This is a genomic window from Bacillus sp. FJAT-27245 (assembly GCF_001273955.1).
GTDB lineage: Bacteria > Bacillota > Bacilli > Bacillales > Cytobacillaceae > Bacillus_D.
In genome coordinates this window covers 3,218,020-3,237,675 of record NZ_LIGI01000001.1, presented here as the reverse complement: position 1 = coordinate 3,237,675, position 19,656 = coordinate 3,218,020, and the positions used below count along the sequence as shown (strand labels likewise).

Annotated in this window: 17 protein-coding genes and 1 riboswitch; of the genes, 13 read left to right on the top strand and 4 right to left on the bottom strand. The window is 50.3% G+C overall.

The window, feature by feature from the left end; translation table 11 throughout:
- Nucleotides 1-35: 35 nt before the first annotated feature.
- The 3 genes from ADU24_RS15905 to ADU24_RS15895 all read left to right on the top strand — a co-directional run bounded on the left by ADU24_RS15905 (nucleotide 36) and on the right by ADU24_RS15895 (nucleotide 4,591).
- Complete coding sequence (locus tag ADU24_RS15905; protein ID WP_053367536.1) at nucleotides 36-596, top strand: histidine phosphatase family protein; 561 nt, start codon at nucleotides 36-38, stop codon at nucleotides 594-596.
- 502 nt (nucleotides 597-1,098) lie between these two features.
- Nucleotides 1,099-4,056 (top strand): formate dehydrogenase subunit alpha, encoded by a 2,958-nt coding sequence (fdhF, locus tag ADU24_RS15900; RefSeq protein WP_053368966.1) that lies wholly within the window; start codon nucleotides 1,099-1,101, stop codon nucleotides 4,054-4,056.
- Nucleotides 4,049-4,591 carry a DUF1641 domain-containing protein gene (locus ADU24_RS15895; protein ID WP_053367535.1) on the top strand — a complete coding sequence of 181 codons (543 nt, stop codon included), beginning with the start codon at nucleotides 4,049-4,051 and terminating at the stop codon, nucleotides 4,589-4,591. Before fdhF ends, ADU24_RS15895 begins: the two co-directional genes overlap by 8 nt.
- A gap of 178 nt (nucleotides 4,592-4,769) precedes the next feature.
- Here ADU24_RS15895 and ADU24_RS15890 read toward each other — a convergent pair whose 3' ends face one another.
- The 3 genes from ADU24_RS15890 to ADU24_RS15880 all read right to left on the bottom strand — a co-directional run bounded on the left by ADU24_RS15890 (nucleotide 4,770) and on the right by ADU24_RS15880 (nucleotide 6,010).
- Entirely contained in the window at nucleotides 4,770-5,006 is a 237-nt protein-coding gene (locus tag ADU24_RS15890) for a hypothetical protein (RefSeq protein ID WP_053367534.1), read from the bottom strand.
- A 188-nt stretch (nucleotides 5,007-5,194) separates the two neighbouring features.
- Nucleotides 5,195-5,689 carry a CotD family spore coat protein gene (locus ADU24_RS15885; RefSeq protein ID WP_053367533.1) on the bottom strand — a complete coding sequence of 165 codons (495 nt, stop codon included), beginning with the start codon at nucleotides 5,687-5,689 and terminating at the stop codon, nucleotides 5,195-5,197.
- Between the two features lie 90 nt (nucleotides 5,690-5,779).
- A complete protein-coding gene (locus ADU24_RS15880) occupies nucleotides 5,780-6,010 on the bottom strand; it encodes an excisionase family DNA-binding protein (protein ID WP_053367532.1) in 231 nt (76 codons plus the stop codon).
- 257 nt (nucleotides 6,011-6,267) lie between these two features.
- On the opposite strand from ADU24_RS15880, the gene ADU24_RS15875 reads away from it, so the two are divergent.
- The 8 genes from ADU24_RS15875 (at nucleotide 6,268) to ADU24_RS15840 (ending at nucleotide 15,898) form a co-directional block, all read left to right on the top strand.
- Nucleotides 6,268-7,473 (top strand): MFS transporter, encoded by a 1,206-nt coding sequence (locus tag ADU24_RS15875; RefSeq protein WP_053367531.1) that lies wholly within the window; start codon nucleotides 6,268-6,270, stop codon nucleotides 7,471-7,473.
- A gap of 71 nt (nucleotides 7,474-7,544) precedes the next feature.
- The gene (locus tag ADU24_RS15870) at nucleotides 7,545-8,600 is read left to right on the top strand and encodes an AbrB family transcriptional regulator (protein WP_231689627.1); all 1,056 of its coding nucleotides are present in this window, start codon (nucleotides 7,545-7,547) and stop codon (nucleotides 8,598-8,600) included.
- 72 nt (nucleotides 8,601-8,672) lie between these two features.
- A riboswitch (cobalamin riboswitch) is annotated at nucleotides 8,673-8,860 on the top strand.
- 121 nt (nucleotides 8,861-8,981) lie between these two features.
- Nucleotides 8,982-10,736, top strand: coding sequence for a DUF4430 domain-containing protein (locus tag ADU24_RS15865; RefSeq protein WP_197277517.1), 1,755 nt, complete (start codon nucleotides 8,982-8,984; stop codon nucleotides 10,734-10,736).
- Between the two features lie 87 nt (nucleotides 10,737-10,823).
- Nucleotides 10,824-11,735 carry a DUF4430 domain-containing protein gene (locus ADU24_RS15860; RefSeq protein ID WP_053367528.1) on the top strand — a complete coding sequence of 304 codons (912 nt, stop codon included), beginning with the start codon at nucleotides 10,824-10,826 and terminating at the stop codon, nucleotides 11,733-11,735.
- On the top strand, nucleotides 11,732-12,598 hold the full coding sequence (locus ADU24_RS15855) for an energy-coupling factor transporter transmembrane component T (protein WP_053367527.1): 867 nt from the start codon (nucleotides 11,732-11,734) through the stop codon (nucleotides 12,596-12,598). The genes ADU24_RS15860 and ADU24_RS15855 overlap by 4 nt, the downstream gene beginning before the upstream one ends.
- The gene (locus tag ADU24_RS15850; RefSeq protein ID WP_053367526.1) at nucleotides 12,580-14,172 is read left to right on the top strand and encodes an ABC transporter ATP-binding protein; all 1,593 of its coding nucleotides are present in this window, start codon (nucleotides 12,580-12,582) and stop codon (nucleotides 14,170-14,172) included. Before ADU24_RS15855 ends, ADU24_RS15850 begins: the two co-directional genes overlap by 19 nt.
- Before the next feature lie 84 nt (nucleotides 14,173-14,256).
- Complete coding sequence (locus tag ADU24_RS15845) at nucleotides 14,257-14,958, top strand: ECF transporter S component (RefSeq protein ID WP_053367525.1); 702 nt, start codon at nucleotides 14,257-14,259, stop codon at nucleotides 14,956-14,958.
- Between the two features lie 154 nt (nucleotides 14,959-15,112).
- Nucleotides 15,113-15,898, top strand: a complete 786-nt coding sequence (locus tag ADU24_RS15840) for a formate/nitrite transporter family protein (protein WP_231689626.1) — start codon at nucleotides 15,113-15,115, stop codon at nucleotides 15,896-15,898.
- A 69-nt stretch (nucleotides 15,899-15,967) separates the two neighbouring features.
- Here ADU24_RS15840 and ADU24_RS15835 read toward each other — a convergent pair whose 3' ends face one another.
- Entirely contained in the window at nucleotides 15,968-16,588 is a 621-nt protein-coding gene (locus ADU24_RS15835) for a LysE family translocator (RefSeq protein WP_082306943.1), read from the bottom strand.
- Between the two features lie 667 nt (nucleotides 16,589-17,255).
- Between ADU24_RS15835 and ADU24_RS15830 the strand changes: the two genes are divergently transcribed.
- Entirely contained in the window at nucleotides 17,256-17,783 is a 528-nt protein-coding gene (locus ADU24_RS15830; protein WP_053367522.1) for a phasin family protein, read from the top strand.
- A 17-nt stretch (nucleotides 17,784-17,800) separates the two neighbouring features.
- Nucleotides 17,801-19,474: an ABC1 kinase family protein gene (locus ADU24_RS15825; protein WP_053367521.1), complete on the top strand. Its 1,674-nt coding sequence runs from the start codon at nucleotides 17,801-17,803 to the stop codon at nucleotides 19,472-19,474.
- The last annotated feature ends 182 nt before the right edge of the window (nucleotides 19,475-19,656 follow it).

Sequence of the window (19,656 nt, the reverse complement as noted above, 5' to 3'; positions counted from 1 at the left end):
CAGATTCTTTTAAAACTTAAGAGGGGGGAGTTAAATTGCAGACTGCTGTTTACCTTGTGCGCCATGGACATTCGGTTTATACCCCGGACGAACTGGGGAGGCCGCTCTCTGCCAGGGGCGTGCAGGACGCAGAACGGGTTACGGAACTATTAAAGCAGGAAAATATCAGTGTGGTCCTATCGAGCCCATACAAGCGTGCTATTGAAACGGTCGCCGGAATTGCCAAAGCAATCGGAACAGAGGTTGTAAAAATTGATGGGTTTCGGGAAAGGCTTCTTTCGGAACAGCCCGTTGCCGACTTTTCCGCCGCTATTAAAAAGGTTTGGGAGGACGACAACTTTACCTGGGAAGGCGGCGAATCGAACAAGGACGCCCAAAAACGGGGTGTCGATGCCCTCATGCAGGTACTTCACACATATAGAGGGGAAAACATCGCTGTCGGAACACATGGCAATAGTATGGCTCTGATCATGAATCATTTTAAGGAAGAGTACGGCTTCGAATTCTGGAAAAACCTCGATATGCCGGACATTTACAGACTCACCTTTGACGGGTTGGAGCTCACCGATGTGGAGAGAGTCTGGAATCGGAGTTAATAAGCTGGAGATAAACGAAGCATCGACTTGAAAACTTACAATCAATGAAGATACATAACAAATCAGGGCTGCCCTCCAAAGGCAGCTCTTTTTTCTTGAATAATACGGCTAAACCGATGCTTTGCACCTCACCCCGTCCGTCCCACATCCGTTTATGAACCGTTTCGAAGATTTATGAACCGTTTCACAGTTTTATGAACCGTCTCGCAGATTTATGAACCGTTTCACAGATTTATGAACCGTTTCACAGATTTATGAACCGCCTCGTAGATTTATGAACCGTCTCGCAGATTTATGAACCGTCTCGCAGATTTATGAACCGTTTCACTAGATTTATGAACCGTTTCACTAGATTTATGAACCGTTTCACTAGATTTATGAACCCGTCTCACCCGAAATGTAAAATCTTCCTCCTTTGTGTTTTAGTTTCAAAGTATTAAGGGTAGGGGAATGGGAGGGATATTTTTTAACAGGAAATTACAAGTTGGAAAGGGTGGGTGTTTTGCCTGAGAAGTTTAACGTCACAATCAATGGGGTAACTGCCGCGGCCGAGGGCAGCCAATCCGTCCTTCAGTATTTATCGGACCGTTCCATTGAGATTCCCCATGTATGCTACCATCCGAGCCTTGGATCGATTGAGACATGCGATACGTGCATTGTCGAGGTCAATGGGGAGCTTGTCCGCTCCTGTTCCACGGACCTGAAGGAGGGGGATGTTATTAATACAGTTTCCCCTGATGTGAAAAAAGCGCAGACGATGGCAATGGATAAAATCCTGTATAACCATGAGCTCTACTGTACGGTTTGTGATTACAACAATGGCACGTGCGAAATCCATAATACGGTTAAAGCCATGAAGATTAACCATCAAAGCATCCCGTTCGACCAAAAGCCGTATGAGGAAGATAATTCCCATCCTTTTTACCGCTATGATCCCGACCAGTGCATCCTGTGCGGCCGATGCGTGGAAGCGTGCCAGAACGTCCAGGTCACGGAAACGCTCAGGATTGACTGGGAGCGTGAACGGCCAAGGGTCATCTGGGATGATGATGTCCCGATCAATGAGTCCTCTTGTGTGTCGTGCGGGCATTGTTCCACCGTTTGCCCTTGCAATGCGATGATGGAAAAAGGCATGGTTGGCGAGGCGGGCTTCCTGACAGGCATTGCAAAGCAAACGCTCCGTCCGATGATTGAAATGACAAAAGGGGTCGAAACAGGCTATGGTTCCATCCTTGCCATTTCCGATATGGAATCGGCAATGCGGGATGAACGAATTAAAAAGACGAAAACAGTCTGTACGTACTGTGGTGTCGGCTGCAGCTTCGAGGTTTGGACGAAAGACCGTAAAATCCTTAAGGTTGAACCAAAAGTGGAAGCGCCGGCCAATGGAATTTCCACTTGTGTAAAAGGGAAGTTTGGCTGGGATTTTGTCAACAGCGAAGAGCGCCTGACGAAGCCGCTGATCCGTGAAGGCGATTTCTTCCGTGAGGCGAGCTGGGACGAAGCACTCACCCTTGTCGCAAAAAAGTTCGCTGAAATCAAAAACACATACGGCTCGGAGACAATGGGATTCATCACATCATCGAAATGTACGAATGAAGAATCTTTCCTGATGCAAAAATTGGCGAGACAGGTAATCGGCACGAACAACGTTGACAACTGTTCGCGCTATTGCCAGACGCCGGCGACGGTCGGCTTGTTCCGCACTGTCGGGTATGGCGGAGATGCAGGGTCAATCGAAGATATCGGATCAGCCGGCCTCGTTCTGATTGTCGGCTCGAATACATCGGAAGCACATCCGGTCCTTGCCACCCGTGTAAAAAGGGCCCACAAGCTAAAAGGACAGAAATTGATTGTCGCCGATTTGCGCAAGGATGAAATGGCTGAACGGGCGGACCTTTTTATCAGGCCAAAAGCTGGCTCCGACCTTGTTTGGCTGTCCGCGGTGACAAAATACATTATCGATATGGGCTGGATGGATGAAGAATTCCTTGCCAGCCGCGTGAACAATGTACCGGAATACATTGAAAGCCTAAAGCCATTCACGCTCGGATATGCGGAAGAAGCAACTGGCATCCCGAAGGAAAGCCTTATCCAGGTCGCGACAATGATCTCCGAAGCGAAAAGTGTCTGCGTACTTTGGGCAATGGGGGTTACCCAGCATATCGGCGGAAGCGATACGAGTACAGCGATTTCCAACTTGCTCCTCGTGACGGGTAACTACGGCAAACCCGGGGCGGGGGCCTATCCTCTCCGCGGCCATAACAACGTCCAGGGAGCGAGTGACATGGGGAGCGCGCCTAATTATCTTCCTGGGTACCAGCATATTGAGGATGAAAGTTCCCGTAAGAAGTTCGAACGTGTATGGGGCGTGCAGCTAAATCCTGAACCGGGCATCAATAACCATGACATGATCGAGGCCATTCATCATAAGGAACTTCGGTCGCTTTACATTAAAGGTGAAGAGATGGGCCTTGTCGATTCCAACATCAACCACGTGCATGCGGCTTTTGAAGAGCTCGACTTCTTTGTCGTCCAGGATATTTTCTTCTCAAGGACGGCGCAATTTGCTGATGTCGTCCTGCCCGCAAGCCCAAGTTTTGAAAAAGAAGGAACGTTTACAAATACCGAACGCCGAATCCAGCGCCTTTATAAGGTATTTGAGCCGCTGGGCGAGTCAAAGCCTGACTGGGAGATCATCCAGGAAATCGCGAACCGCCTCGGAGCAGGGTGGAATTACAGCCATCCATCCAAAATCATGGAGGAAATCGCGATGCTTACGCCGATCTATTCGGGCGTTACGTACAAAAGGCTGGAGGGCTTCAAGAGCCTGCAATGGCCTGTTGCGCCTGATGGCACTGATATGCCGCTCCTTTTTACGGAGAGATTCCCGTTCCCGGACGGCAAAGCCCGTCTCCATCCTGTCACATGGTCCGTGCCAACCGAATTTGGCGAAGAATACGACATCCAGGTCAACAACGGCCGCCTGCTTGAACATTTCCATGAGGGGAACCTCACCTATAAGTCGAAAGGAATATCCTCGAAAACTCCGGGCGTCTTTCTCGAATTGTCGCCTGAACTCGCCAAGGAGCGCGGCATCATGGATGGGACACTTGTCCGCCTGACATCCCCGTATGGAAACGTAAAAGTCCGCTGTGTTGTGACGGATAGGGTTCAGGGCAAGGAAGTATACTTGCCGATGAATGATTCCGGAGACGCGGCGATCAACCTGCTGACGAGCAGCTACGCGGATAAGGACACCGATACACCCGCCTACAAGGAGACAAAGGCAAAGCTTGAAATCCTCCAATACGAAGGAATCAATCCGCTGCCGTCCTTTAACCATAGGTATGGGAACCCGCAGCCGCAAATGGGCGTCCAGGTCCAGAAGAAGTGGGCACGCAAGGATTATGTATTCCCCGGAGACGCTGTGAGAAAGGGGCAGAAGCAGCATGGCTAAAGCAATTAAACAAATTAAAAGGATTGAAGTAACCGAAGAACAACAGCGGGAAAAAGACCTCCGCGAGGTAGAAGAGGCTCTTTTAAAAAACAAAGACGCCATCCTTGAAACGCTTGAAGTACTCGGCCACATGAAGGAGCGGGGGGTATTAAGCCTAGCCTCCGCCTTGTTTGGCCAGGGTGATAAAGTCCTCAATGTTCTTGTAAAAGCCGCCGATAAGCCGGAAGCGACGAATACACTGAAAAACCTGCTTTTAATGGTCGGCGTTCTAGGCACGCTGAATGTCCAGCAGCTTGAACCCCTTCTCCTGAAATTGAACTCAGGGATAGCCCGGGTTGCGAAATACCGGGATAATCAGGACGAAATCGGCTATTTCGACCTCTTCCGTTCGCTAAAGGATCCTGAAGTCAACAATGCAATCGGGCTTTTGTTTGAGTTCCTGAAGGGAATGGGGGAAGATACGTCCGGCCTCGAGCGGAACACCCAATTGCCTGAAGACCAGGCTTTGCATAAAGTACCGCATCATAGCGGCTGATATGTCTTAGTATTGTGTAAGGAAAGGTGTCGCCAAAGATGAAGCTGATCGAGGCAAGGAGGGAGATTATTCAATTGGTACGAGGGGCCATCCGGATTGGGTGATAGCCAAAGGTATAAGTCCCGTGAACAAAAAATGGCCCGCATTATTAAATCCCACCCAGCATTCTGGGTGGGATTTAATCGATTTCGCGGTATTGCACAATATGAAAGGAAGAACCCTCCTCAAGAAGGGAATCAGCCGCAATTCCTTCCGTGTCGGGGACGATGACAAAGATGTCCCCATCTTTCCGGCCGGGGCTGCGGCGAAGCGCTTTATACAACAAGTCTCCGGCGATTTCCATGCAGGAAGCCTCCATCGTGCCCAGCTTATTTAGTTTTCTTCCGCCGGATGCTTTGTAGATGGAATATTTCATGGTTTATCTCCTTCCTTTTGTCCATATTCCCCCTCGCCGAAAAGATAAACCGGTTGCTCTTTAAGGAGGCATTCCGATTGGGCCATACATCCAGCAGCTCGGCGCACATCATCCAACTAAGTAAAATCAATTTTTTTATAAAATGAAAGCAGGGACAGGAATTCCTGTCCCCTAAACCGCCTGGGCCCTTATCTGCAGCCGCAGCCTTTTTTATAGCCACCCATTGGCATTCCGGAATAAGCACCGGCAACACCGGTAGGCGCGATGTTTGGAGCAGCCATCATGTTGGGCGTGGCCGGCTGGTATGCGCCAGCTACAGCAGGTGCCGGACCCATCATCCCTGGAGCGGCCATTCCTGGTCCCATCATACCTGGCCCCATCATACCTGGTCCCATCATGCCTGGTCCCATCATGCCTGGTGCGGCAGGAGGCATATACGCCCCAGCGACTGTTGGACCGGGAGGCGGGCCTGGCACCGGTCCAAGATCAGTAACGGATGCCTCATTCACAAAGGATTGGGTGTGCGTAAAGTGGTGCGTATGCTCGATGTTTGTGTGATGGACATTGGTTGTATGCGATGGATGGACGTGCGGCTGGATGACATTCTCGAAAGAATTCGTTACGCAGCACTGCGTTGGATGGACAATGGCAGGCAAAACCTGTGTTGGTCGCGGACAATACATTGAAATTCCCCTCTCTTGTTGTAATGGTACATTAACAGAGTATGAAGGAAGATGTGCTCTTGTACTGAGGCAAGTACCTAATTTTTCCTGTTAATCCTCATCCTTAATATCGGGGTCTTCTGGAATGGGTTCGTTCCTCCATTCCTCGATAAGCTTTTTGGCAAGCTCGACATGGTCGAAATGGTTTTTGAATTGCTCCCTGTTAATCAAATATTGCTCGCCGTCGAACACAGCACGCATTCGCTTTTGGGCAATCATTTCCCTGATAAAGTGTTCGGGGAGGGACAAATACTCGGCAGTTTCCTTTATGGTCAAATACATGGCAATTCTCCTTAAAAATTCACATGATATACTTCGTTCATTTTTTTCTGAAAAGCTTCCCCCTGAATAAATGTGCCGGATATCCTGGGTAGGCCGGTCCGGAGCCGATAGCAACCCTTGATAAAATATTCCGGCATCCGAAACTTTATATTCTGCCTTTTACAGGTAATGAGTTAAAATAGGAAGGGTAAATAAGGATTCGGCTAAAACGGAAGAATGCTATAAAAACAGTATACATAAAAGAGAGGAGACCTGGCATGGAAATAGGGCAGAAAAGAATGGCTACCCGGGATGAAGCGGGCAAGCGAGGCAAAATTTGGACGAAGGATTTCATCCTGATTTGTATTGCCAATATGTTCATTTTTATCGGATTTCAAATGACTCTGCCCACAATTCCCCTGTTTGTCAAGCATCTCGGCGGGAATGACCAGATGATAGGCTTTGTGGTTGGGGCATTCACCCTATCCGCGCTCCTGATTCGCCCTTATGCAGGCAGGGCGCTGGAATCAAGGGGCCGAAAGTTCGTTTATTTGACCGGATTGGCCATTTTTGTCCTTTCGGTCGGTTCGTTCGGTTTTGCGGGCGGGATGGCGTTTCTGTTCCTGCTTCGGTTCATCCAGGGGGTTGGATGGGGATTTTCGACAACGGCCTCGGGAACGATCGCGACCGATTTGATTCCCCCCGAACGCAGGGGCGAAGGGATGGGCTACTATGGTTTGTCGGGTAATATCGCGCTCGCGGTCGGCCCATCACTTGGGTTGATCCTGGCCGGTGTTTTAAACTTCCAGCAGCTCTTTTTAATGTGTGCCGGACTAGGCCTCGCCGCCCTCCTTCTATCTTCGGTCATTCGTTACAAGAAGGCGGAAGCAGTCCAGAAAGCAACCGCCCTTAAGTGGGACTTTTATGAAAAAAGCGCTTTGCAGCCGTCCATCCTGCTCTTCTTTATGACGGTTACCTTCGGGGGGATCGCATCTTTCCTTCCCCTTTATACAGCTCAAAAGGAAATCTCGGGCATTCAATGGTACTTTCTGATTTATGCATTGGCCCTAATGCTGACGCGGGCATTTGCCGGGCAGATTTATGATAAAAAAGGGCACCGGGCAATTTTCGTACCGGGTGCATTGCTGATTTTTTTCGCGATGCTGCTTTTATATTGGCTTCCGAACAAGGAGAGCTTATTTTTGGCAGCGGCGCTGTATGGCCTCGGCTTTGGTACAATCCAGCCCGGACTGCAGGCATGGGCCATCGAGAAGTCACCGAGGAACCGGAGGGGAATGGCCACCGCAACCTTCTTTTCCTTTTTTGACTTTGGCGTTGGGGTCGGGGCGCTGCTGTTCGGACAAATCGGCCACATCTATGGGTACGGAAGCATTTATCTTGCCTCAGCGATTTCGGTGTTTGTTTCAATTCTTTATTACCTCGTCCTTTTAAAAAAGGAAGGCAGGGAAGGCATGGCTGCCTAACCACGGGGAAGCAATTTCAACAAGGCGGCGGCTGTGACGGAGAGGGATGAAAAATGGTGAAGGGATCGAATATGAAAGCTTTTGTAATCACTTTACTCCTTGCGCTTCTCGGCGGGGCCATTTTCAATTTTCTCGGTCTGCCGGTGCCATGGCTGCTAGGCCCAATGGCTGTGGCTCTCACAGCCTCCGTATCCGGAAAGGCGGCCTTGAAATGGCCGGTGAAGATTCGCGATGCCGCACTTATCATCGTCGGTTATTCAATCGGCCTTTCTTTTACAAAACCTGCCTTAATGCAAATTATTATCCACTTCCCATCGATCATGCTGATGACCTGCCTTTTGATCGGGTATTGCGCCATGATGGCAATGGCGGTCGCCCGGTTATCGGGGCTTGATTACCGCACGGCTTTGATTGGGAGCATACCGGGCGGGCTATCACAAATGATTGCCCTTTCGGAAGAAATCAAGGGAGCGGACAGCTCGGCCGTGACGCTCTTCCAGGTGTTCCGACTGCTCATGATTATTTTTATCGTTCCTTTCACCGTGCTCCATCCGTTTTCCGGAAGCGAGGACCATCCTGTTATCCAAACAGCAGCCAATGCAAGCCTGTTTCCGGAGATCCTGCTCTTTGCTCCGCTGGCGGTTGCTTTTGCGGTCTTCGGGAGAAAGCTAGGGCTGCCGACAGCGTACATGACCGGGCCAATCGTCATCACCGCGGTTTTAACCGTTGCCGGGATAAAGGGGCCGGTGCTTCCTGGGGCCCTCATGGACGTTTCACAACTAATGATCGGGACGTACATCGGCCTCCTGTTCAAGCCAGGAAGCCTTGCGAGAAATGGAAAGCTTCTTCCGTTCGCAGTCGGATCCGGCATCTTGCTCCTGGCGGGTTCGGCGGGATTGGCCTTTCTTTTGGAAAGATCATACGGGATTACGTTTACGACGAGCTATCTTAGCATGGCGCCTGGCGGAATGGACCAGATGGGCATCATCGCCCACGAAACCGGGGCCGACTTATCGATCGTCGCCGGCTACCAGCTGTTCCGGGTATTCTTCATCTTTTTCGCGATGCCTTATTTGCTTAGGGGGTTGTTCCGCCTGATGGGGAGAAGGGAAATGAACAGGCGCTAGCGCTAAGGGAGTAGAGCCCGAGGAAATACCTATACAAAACCCGAAGACTATTTGTATAATGGAATGGACATAAAAAATACCTTTTGAACAGGTGCTGGCAATTCCGATTGTCGGCTTAAAAGGGAAGTTTGGTGAAAAGCCAACGCGGTCCCGCCACTGTAAATGCGAGCAACCTATACTTTGCCACTGCCCAAAGGGGCGGGAAGGCGTAGGGAGCGATGACCATGAGCCAGGAGACCTGCCTGTTTACACGCACCACAAGCCTACGCGGATAGGAGGGTGTTAAGCCGGGCTTTTTTGCTTTTGCACCTGCTTAACGACGAACCTCCTCCTTTATTGGGGGATTTTTTTATGCTTAAAAAAGAGTGGGGAGAGAGAAAAATGGAAAGAAATCAGTATGTGAAGCTTATGCTTGCATGGATGCTCGTGTTCACCCTGTTTGCCGGGGGACTTGGACAAAAGACAGCAGCCGCGGCCGTTCCTGTAACGGTGAAGGTCCTTGGGGAACAGGGTACTGTCCTCTCTGAAAAGCAGGCAGAGGTTGGAGATGCGGAAACAGCGTTTGACGCCCTCGTCAAGACTGTCGGTACCGACGCAGTCAAGTACGAGCAATACAGTTTCGGGAAAATGATTACCGAAATAAGCGGATTAGCCGCGACCGATACAGTTTACTGGGGATTTTACATAAACGGCATTTCCGCGATGACGGGAGCGGATTCTTATAAGCCACAACCCGGCGATACCGTGGCGTTCCGTTATGAATCGGAACCCCCCTCGGGAAAAGTAAATCTTGTGATAACGGGAAAAGACAATCAGCCGAAGGAATTCAAGGATATTGCGTTCATTGACAAGCCGAATGCATTCCAGCTCCTTCAGACTGTTGCCGGACCGGAAAACGTTTCTTATGTACAATACGACTTTGGAAAAATGATTTCATCCATCAATGGCCATGAGGCTGCCAACACTAGCTTTTGGGGCTTCTACGTCAATGGCGAATCCCAGATGGTCGGAGCCGAAAGCCACCCATTGAAAAACGGCGAGACGGTCGAATTTAAATATGAAACCTTTACCCCTCCAGCCGAAGAGCCTGGACAGGTAGAGCCTGGCAAAGACGCGACCGTTTATCCGGCGGACAAATTTGCCGGCGATTTGAATGGGACGCTTGCGAATGTTTTGAAAAATAACCAGCTCGGGGAATGGGAAATTATTGCCCTGAAACAGGCAGGAAAGCCAATCCCGGCGGCTTACCTTAAGGGAGTCGCGCAAAAGGTGGCAGACAGGAAAGGCAAGTTCAGGAATATTACCGACTATGAACGGTATACGCTTGGAATCCTCGCCGCCGGAGGCAATCCGGAAAAATTTGCGGGATACAACCTCGTGGAAGGCATCTACAATGGCGATTTTTCAAGGCAGGGCCTTAACGGGGCAGCCTATGGGCTGATCACCCTGAATAGTGCGGACTTTGCGATTCCCGCGGATGCAAAATGGACTCCAGAAAAGCTGAAGTCGCATCTGGTCGCAAACCAGGGAAGCGATGGCGGATGGGGCCTTGACAAGGAGGCCGGAAGCGATCCGGATACAACATCCATGGTGCTTACGGCACTGAGCCCGTACAAGGATGAGCCAGCAATAAAAGCAGCAATTGATAAAGGAATTGACTATTTGAAAAAGCTGTTTGCCGCGGGCAAGGTTGACAGCAGCCCTTCAACCGCCCAGGCGGTGATTGCCATGTCTGCTTTAGGGCTTGATGCCAATAGCAACATCATCACAGCGGACGGCAAGACATTGCTCGGCTACCTGGCGTCGTTCAGGCAACAGGATGGGGGATTCGCCTGGAAAGTGGGGGACGAAGCAGATCCCCTTTCGACAGCACAAGGGGTTCAGGCTTTGGTTGCCTACCAGCTTTACAAGGATGGCAAGGGTTCCCTTTACAAGTTCGATCTAGATCCATCAGCTGGTGAAAATCCCGCTATTGAACCAACGACAACTGAATCCGGCAAAGAAGGCGCGGGAAAAGAAGATGGACATCGCCTGCCGGATACGGCTACAAACGCATATAGCATGATTGCAATCGGCTTGCTCCTTTTGGCGGCTGGTGGAATCGTGATAGCCGTGAACAGGAGAAAACAAGCCTAAAACCTGGCCCACCAGCGGGGGCGCTTTGATTCCCGCTGCCGGGCAGCATGGCGAGCCAAGATTAACTAGAGGACAGGAGGAATGGCAATGGGACGTAAAATCATCATAAGGCTGCTGCTCGCTTTTTCATTGCTAGCCGCCCTTGCGCTTGGAGGATGCGGTACAGCCCCTGAGCCGTCGGAAACGAAACAAAAGCAAGACAAACCGGAAACAGTTTTACAAACCGAAGATAAGGACAGCGGGAAAACTTCATCCGCCTCCCAGCAAGCGGATACTGCCACGACGCAAGGAAATGAAGTGAACACCCAAACTCCCAAAGAAAACACGTCCGCCTCGTCGGTGCCTGGCACCACTGGCGAAGCATCTTCGGCCACCGGAACCTCCACCGGCAAAGGAAACGGGGACGTGGCGGGGAGCGGAAAGGCCGGTTCAGCCAATAATGCTGGATCGAGCAGTACAGCTCCGTCCGGAAGTACGGCATCCAAGAACAGTTCAAGTTCTTCAAGCAGCGCGTCCACCCCAGGCAGCGCAGCTTCCTCGGGCAACACGTCCAGCACGGGAAGTACGTCATCTTCGGGAAGTACCGCTTCCACAGGCGGCACGGGCTCTTCCGGAACCAGCAGCAGCAGCCAGCCATCTGCCAAGCCGGTCCAAAAACCTGCCCCAGCCGCTACGGTAACGATTTCAATTAAAGGCCCGGACGACACCGGCATTATTCTTGGGGCAACAGCAGTTGAAATCAAGGAAGGAGACACAGTGCTTGATGTGCTCTTAAAGGCCGCGGGCAAAAAGGGGATTGACATCGATTACACAGGAAGCGGCCCAACCGCCTATGTTGCCGGGATAGATAATTTCTATGAACTTGATTACGGTTCAAGAAGCGGCTGGGTTTCCAAAAAGAATGGTAAGAACCTTGAAAAAGGCGCCGGTGTTACGAAAGTCTCAAAAGGTGACAGGATTGAGTGGGTCTACACTGAAGACTTCCTGAAAAAAGAATGAACAGGCTCCATCCGTTAACAGCGTTTGGTTACTATGCGGGGGCGCTGGCGATGCTTCTCATGTTCCAGCATCCCGTTTTTCTATTCGCCGGCTTTATACTGCTATTGCTTGTGAATTTTGTCCAAGATCGCTGCAGAAATCTAAGGCGATGGCTTTTTTTTATACTGACGAGCGGCTTGCTTCTGTTTGCTGTGAATCCCCTTTTTAATGAAAGGGGACGGCATATCCTTTTCGAATGGGGAAGCCACCGTATTACGCTCGAGGCGGTCATACTAGGCGGCATGGCTTCGCTTTCCGTCATGGGCATTATCGCCCTGTTTGTTTCCTACAATGAAATTATGGCTCTGAACAAACTGCTGTTTCTATTTTCAAAAACAATGCCGCAGTTCGCGGTTCTCCTCATGCTGACACTCCGTTTCATTCCGCTGATGCGCGTAAGGCTCGGGGAAATAGCAGCCGTCCAGGCAAGCAAAGGGATTACTGTGGCATCGGGCACGGTAAGGGAGCGTGCCAAAAACGGCATGCTTTACATACAGGCCCTGCTTGTCTTTTCACTTGAGGAGGCTATCCAGACCGCGGACTCCATGAAGGCGCGCGGCTACGGTACGGGGCGTAGGTCAGCCTACCATTACTTCCGCTTCAGGAGACAGGACTGGCTGTCGTTTTGTGTGCTCGTTTCCGCTTTTTGTTTTGCGGTTTACGGCCGGATAAAAGGATGGGGCATGCTGGCTGTTTATCCAATCATGGAGGGGGCGGGCCTGTCCGGCGCGGAAACGGGATTGCTGGCAGCCGTTATCTGCTTTGTAGGCTTCCCGGCGATTATTGAACTGAAAGGGGCTTTCCGATGGCATACATCGAACTGAACAACGTAACCTTTACCTATCCGGAAGCCCCAGGTCCGGCGCTTTCCTCAATTGATCTATCATTCCGCCAAGGTGAATTTATCGTCCTCTTTGGCCCGTCAGGCTCGGGGAAAAGCACACTTCTCCGCCTTTTTAAAAAAGAAATCCGTCCCCACGGAACACTTGTGGGGACGATAAGAGCAGGCGATTCTGGTTCAGCCGATACAGGTTTTGTGTTTCAAGACCCGGAAAATCAGATCGTTGCCGATGATCCGCTCCATGAGATGGTCTTTGGCCTTGAAAACCGCGGCCTCCCAACAAATGAGATACGGAGCCGGGTTGCCGAAATTGTCAGCTTCTTTGGGGCAGAAACGATTTTACATAAAAAAATGCATGAGCTATCAGGCGGGCGCATGCAGCAAATGAACCTTGCTTCCGTCCTGCTGATGCAGCCGGACATCCTTCTTCTTGATGAGCCCGCTTCCCAGCTCGATCCCGTCGCCACCCGTGAACTGTTCGATATGCTGAAACGTTTGAACGAAGAAATCGGAATGACGATCATCCTTGCCGAGCACCGCCTTGATGATGCCATTGCACTTGCTGACCGGGTAGTAATGCTCGACGGTGGGCAGATTTTCGAGGAAGGCCCGCCGCAGCTCGTCTTGCGCAGGCTCTGGGGAACAAACGCAGCGGCGTTTATCCCGTCCATACCTGCCTTATTTTTACGGGAAGAAAAGGAAACCCCGCTCCCCAGTCTTCCGCTTTCCATAAAGGAAGGCAGGGGCATGCTTGAGCTGCTTGGCCCGCGCACTGCCGGGACAAACCTTGACGCGGGAAGAGCCATCCAATCGGAGGAGATCGTCCTTTCCGCGAAAAACGTCGGCTACAGCTACGAAAAGAAGACTCGCCCTGTAATTGAAGATTTCAAGCTTGAACTTAAAAGAGGGGAGCTTTACGCGCTTCTGGGCGGAAACGGCTCGGGAAAGTCGACCTTGCTTAAATTGCTGTGTGGTGTACTAAAGCCTTCGGAAGGGACGTTATCCTTTGAAGGCAAACCATTCAAAAAGTGGAATGCACAAGAGCTTGCCGGAAAAATTGCCTATTTGCCGCAAAATCCAAAGCTGTTTTTCCTTCACGACAGCGTCGAGGGCGAAATAGGCGCCGCTTGCCAAAAGTGGGGCGCTGAACGAGCGGAAGCTGACCGGCTTGTAAAGGAATTCAGGCTTGGGAGCCTTCTTCACCGCCATCCATATGACCTGAGCGGCGGCGAGATCCAAAAGGCTGCCTTTCTTTGCCTGCTTCTCAGGAAACCGGACGTATTCCTTTTAGATGAACCGACAAAGGGACTCGACCCAATTTCGAAAAAGAACCTCGGGCTTATTTTGCAAAAAGTAAGGGAAAGTGGTTCGTCGATTGTAATGGCCACACACGATATCGAGTTCGCCGCCACATATGCAACGAGGTGCGGCATGCTGTTTGAGGGGAATATTACTTCTGAAGATTTACCTGAAAGCTTTTTTAAAGGCAACTTCTTCTACACAACAATGGCCCAGCGCCTGTTCAGGAATATGGGCAGGCAGGGGCAAAACCGCTAAAAGGGTAATCTGCCAGCTGCGGCTATTTTCCGCTGGTGGTTTTTAAAAGTGAAAAAAGGATTGCTAATGAAGGGGGCAAGCATGATGCATTGGAAAAAAGCTGTTTTGGCCATAATGCCGGCAATCATGCTGGCACTCCTTTTTTATGCCGCGGCAAAGGCGGAGGCATTTATGTGGGCGAGTGTAGGCTTTGCCGCTTTGGCGTTCATTTATTTGCTCGTCAGGTTTGAACGGAGGAAAATTGAAGCGAGGGAATTGGTGCTTCTAGCGGTACTGGCAGCCATCGCGGCGGTGGGGAGAATTCCGTTTGCAAGTATACCCGGGGTCCAGCCAACCACATTTGTGATTATCATGTCCGGCCTCGTGTTCGGTGCCGAAAGCGGCTTTTTAATTGGAGCGGTCGCCGCCCTTGCTTCGAACATGATTCTTGGACAGGGGCCGTGGACACCGTGGCAAATGGCCGCCTGGGGGCTTGTTGGGCTGACGGCAGGCTTGTTGCGGAAAACCCGCCTGATGAATAACAGATGGGGAAGAATAGCTTTCGGCTTGGCATGGGGGTTCTTGTTCGGTTGGATTATGAATATGTGGGGATTGCTTGCGTTTGCCCAATCCGGAGGGGAAGTGACCCCAGCCTCAATTGCAGCCTACTTCGGCGCCAGCGCGTTTTTTGATTTCTTGCATGCATGCTCGAATGCAGTTTTCCTTGTGCTGTTTGCCGATGTCTGGGTGAAAAGCCTTGGCAGGTTCAAGCGGAAATACGGCCTACTTGAGCGAAACGGAACATGAAGGAAGATGCGTGGTTTTTATTTTAAAAAATGTTCACAATAGTGCCGTGAAAAATAGTGTACAATGAAGGAAGAATGATTGTGAATATAATCACAATTAAAATGTGAAGGGTCGCGGTCATATGTCTTCCTCCTATTCCAAACCGGAAGAAATCATGGACATTGCAGTTCAAAATGGCGTCAAAAAAACAGGTTATTTCTTTAAAACATCAATGATTCTTGGGTTCCAGGCCGGGGCGTTCATCGCGTTCGGCTATTTGCTGTCAATCCGGATCACAGCGCCGCTTACCGGCGATATTGCCGGAATCGGCACCTTCCTTGGAGCTGCCGTTTTTCCTATTGGCCTGGTTCTTACGCTCATAGCCGGCGGGGAGCTCCTGACCGGTAATATGATGGCTGTTCCGCTTGCAGCGTTCGCGGGTAAAATTTCCGTCCGTGCCGTCCTGCAAAACTGGATGATAATCACACTAGCAAACTTTGTTGGCGCCCTTTTTGTCGCCTACGCCTTTGGGCATCTGGCCGGGCTCACGTCATCGGGAATTTTTCTCGAAAAAACGGTCACAATCGCGGGCCACAAGCTTGAGGCAACATTCCTTGAAGCGTTTGTTTCCGGGGTCGGCTGCAACTGGCTCGTTGCGGCGGCCGTCTGGCTCTCCTACGGCGCGAAGGACATAGCCGGAAAAATTGCCGGCATCTGGTTCCCGACAATGACGTTTGTTGCCATCGGATTCCAGCACGTTGTAGCCAACATGTTTGTCATCCCGGCAGCTATTTTCGAAGGATATTTTACATGGAGCCAGTACATAGCCAACTTTGTTCCTGTATTTTTGGGAAACGCCGTTGGTGGAACCGTATTTATCGCGATGGCTTACTGGTTTGCATTCCGCAAGCCGAAAACAAAGTCCAATATCCAGGTCATTTACTTAAAAACAAAAGGCTGAAATGTCTTATTTTCCAAAAGAAAAATCCCCTGAGAAAGGGGATTTTTTTCATAAAGATTCATGCTGCGCCTAATCCTGCGTCTGTAACGCGAGCTTAAGCCCAAGGCCAATATAGACAACCCCTACAGCTTTCCCAATCCACTTGGCTGCCGGTCCGGGTTTGGCGAAGAATTTGCTGCCAATGGAACTCGTCAGGAACACCAGGGAAGTCGTATACAGAATCCCCATTGCAACAAAGGTCAGGCCAAGTATCAATAGCTGGATTGTAACCGGTGGGCCGTCAGTGCGGACAAATTGCGGCAAAAACGCCAGGAAGAACAAAGATGTTTTCGGATTCAGCAGTTCAATAAGCAACGCCTGGCGGAATGATGGCGCCCCGGTTGGAAGCATGTTTTGCTTTGCAGGCTTCGGTTTCTTTTTTGACCTTTCAAAGAAAGCCATGATACCCAGGTAAATCAAATACGCCGAACCCATGTATTTGACGACCTCAAACGCAAGTGAGGAAGTCATCAGGATTGCCGACAACCCTGCTACGGCAGCGGCGGTATGAATCAGGTCCCCTACGGCAAGCCCCAATCCGGTAATAATCCCGGTCTTGATTCCTCCTTTAACAGTCTGGGATATTGTTATAAAGACTGCCGGGCCGGGAACCAGGAACAACATAAGGACAACCAAAATAAACGTTAGCATCATCATACCCCCTTACTAAACAGAATGATATATATTCAATCGACAAACGTACTAGTTATTTTAACATTTGGGAGCGGTTATAGAAACTGCTTATCTTATTCTAAAATAGGAAAATGTAAGCTGCCCCTTTTTTTATAAAACGTGTTTGTTGAGTAATAGCGCCATTGAGAGGGAAAAGCCAACTCCTATCTGAAACGCCGATTCTTTTTGGAAAATTGCTTCTTAGAAACTTATTACGAGCAATGGATTCTGGGTAACGCGCACCACCGGAAGTCCAACAATATCCAAACCTCTGCCATCTATATAGGTTGAACTTAAAAATTACACCCTTTGGTTTGAGAGACTGGTTGATTGGAGCTCAGGCATGTAGACTCCTCGAAAATGCTACGCATTTTCTTCGTGCGTGGGCAAATTCGAGGATGCCATTCAGTGTCCTGCGGGATTGAGCGGCAGGGGGAGACCCCGCAGGAGCAACGCGACGAGGAGGCTCCACTGACGCCCCGCGGAAAGCGAAATGCCCGGAGCGGAAATCAACCACTTCGTTCACATTTAGAACCCAATTATTATTTCAAACTATATAATTGAATTTTTCTTCCATTACCATGGGTAAAATTTGTCCTTTTAGGGTAATAGGAAATCACATAGTGAAGAGGAGGATGAAACGGGAATGAGCGATTTATTCAGCAGGGGACTATTGCTAGGCCTTGGAGCGGCAATTGCCGGAAAGGAAAAGCTTGAAGAAACGATTATGAAAATGGCCGAGCAGGGCACGATGAGCAAAAATGAAGCGGAATCACTGTTCAATGACCTAGTCAGGAAAGGCGCGCAAAAAAGCGAGAGCTGGAACCAGGATATCCGGAGCTCAATCACAAGCCAGCTGAAAGAGCTGGGCTTCGTAACAAAGGATGAATTCGATACGCTGCAGGCCCAGATTGTTCTTTTACAAAAAGAGCTTGCCGCACTCCGCAGCAAGGAAAGCCAGCAGTCCGGAAAAACCTCCGGTACAGCGGATACTGGAAGCGGCCTTAGTTCTGCCGGTTCAGGATTCGGCGATGCTCTGCCGGGCACAGGCATTCAAGGTGTTCCGGAAGATATTCAGTTGACAGGCGCCGAGGAACAAACCGGTTTCACCGGAAACCTGGCGGACACTGCCAGCCAAAAAACTCCTCCTGATACAGACCGAACAGATGACTGACAGTTGGTGATGGAATGTTGACAGATAAGCTGCGGCGTTTAAACAGATACAAAGAAATCCTTTCCCTGCTGGGGAAATACGGATTCGGATATTTAATCGAAGAGGTCGGCCTTAGCAAGCTCCTTTCATTAAAGGACCGGATTAAGGCCGATTTTAAAAAGGAAAACACCCAGGAAATGGGCGTTAGGATCAAGGGCTTACTGGAAGAGCTCGGCCCAACGTTCATTAAACTTGGCCAGCTCCTAAGCATCAGGAGCGACCTTTTGCCCGACGATGTAATCAGGGAGCTGGAGACGCTTCAGGACGATGTCCCGCCAGTCCCAATTGATGAAATTAAAGAGAAGCTTACAAACGAACTTGGCAAGCCGCCGGAAGAAATCTTCCATTCCTTTAATGAAGACTATGCAGCGGCCGCATCAATTGGCCAGGTCCATGAAGCCGTTTTGTGGACAGGCGAAAAAGTCATGGTTAAAGTACAGCGGCCCGGCATAAGGAAGACAATCCATACCGACCTTGAAATCCTGCGGGACATGGCAAGGCTCCTTGAGCAAAATTATGAGTGGGCCGAGCAGTACAAAGTATCGGAAATCACCGAAGAACTAAGCAATTCAATCAGGAAGGAACTCGATTATATAGAGGAAGCCCGCAATACAGAAACAATCGCGCTTCAATTTGAAGACAACGAAAAAATCAAAGTTCCGGAAATCTTCTGGGATTACACGACTTCGCATATTTTAACAATGGAAAGAATCGACGGGATCAAGATAACCGACGTGAATCTGAAGGTGGCGGACAAGAAAAAGCGGAGGGAGCTCGCCGATCTTCTTGTCCAGGCGTTCGTTACCCAGATTTTGCGGGAAGGGTTTTTCCACGGCGATCCGCATCCGGGAAACATGCTTTATATCGAGGGAACTGGCCAGCTCGCGTTTATCGACTTTGGGCAGGTTGGCAGGCTTTCGGGCAGGATGCGCTATGAGACGGCTTCAATGATGATCGGCCTGATGCGCGAGGACACCGATATGATCGTCAAAGCTCTTTACCGATTTTCCGATGTACCATCAGATGTGGATGAAAAGGAATTTTACGATGATGTCGATCGGATCAGCAAAACGGTAAGCCGAGTTCCAATCGGGGAAATGGACCTCGGGATGACAGTCAAGGATTTGCTTTCCACCGCACAGGAACACCGGATTATCGTACCGACCGAGTTGACGATGCTCGGAAAAGCACTGATCACTGTCGAGGGAATCATCTCAGGAATCGACCCGGAGCTGAACCTGATCCAGCTGGCCAGGCCATACGCCGAGGAACTGGTCATGGAGCGCTATAATCCATTTAATATAGGAAAAAGGCTCCTAAAAGACGCGGAGGATATTTCGGAAACAATTACGAAGCTTCCCGGCCGCGTCGACGAAGTTCTCGAACAGGCCGCAGATGGGGAGCTGAAGCTGAAAATCAGCCTCTCGCAAATCGATTCGATTTTTAACAAAATCGACAGGATTTCAAACCGGGTATCGTTCAGCCTGACCTTGCTCGCCTTCAGCATCGTCGTCCTCGGGCTTATCATTGGCGCGACTTTTGGGACGGATACATTCCTGACAAGCGTCCACGCCCTTGAAATCGGCTTCGCGGTCGCGTTCCTCATGTTCCTCTGGATCCTCTATTCAATCCTAAGGTCAGGCAGGTTTTGAAAAAGGCGAGGCTAAATAACGGTGTCGAATGTTATCTATACATTGATTGGAGCGGAGGGCACCGACTCCGGCGGGATGCAGCGGCAGGTGGAGACCCCTAGAAAAGCGGAAGCGCCTCGGTCAGCCCCGACAAGCGCTGAAGGACCGAAGCGACCTCGAGGGGCTAGGCGCTCCTCGAAAAA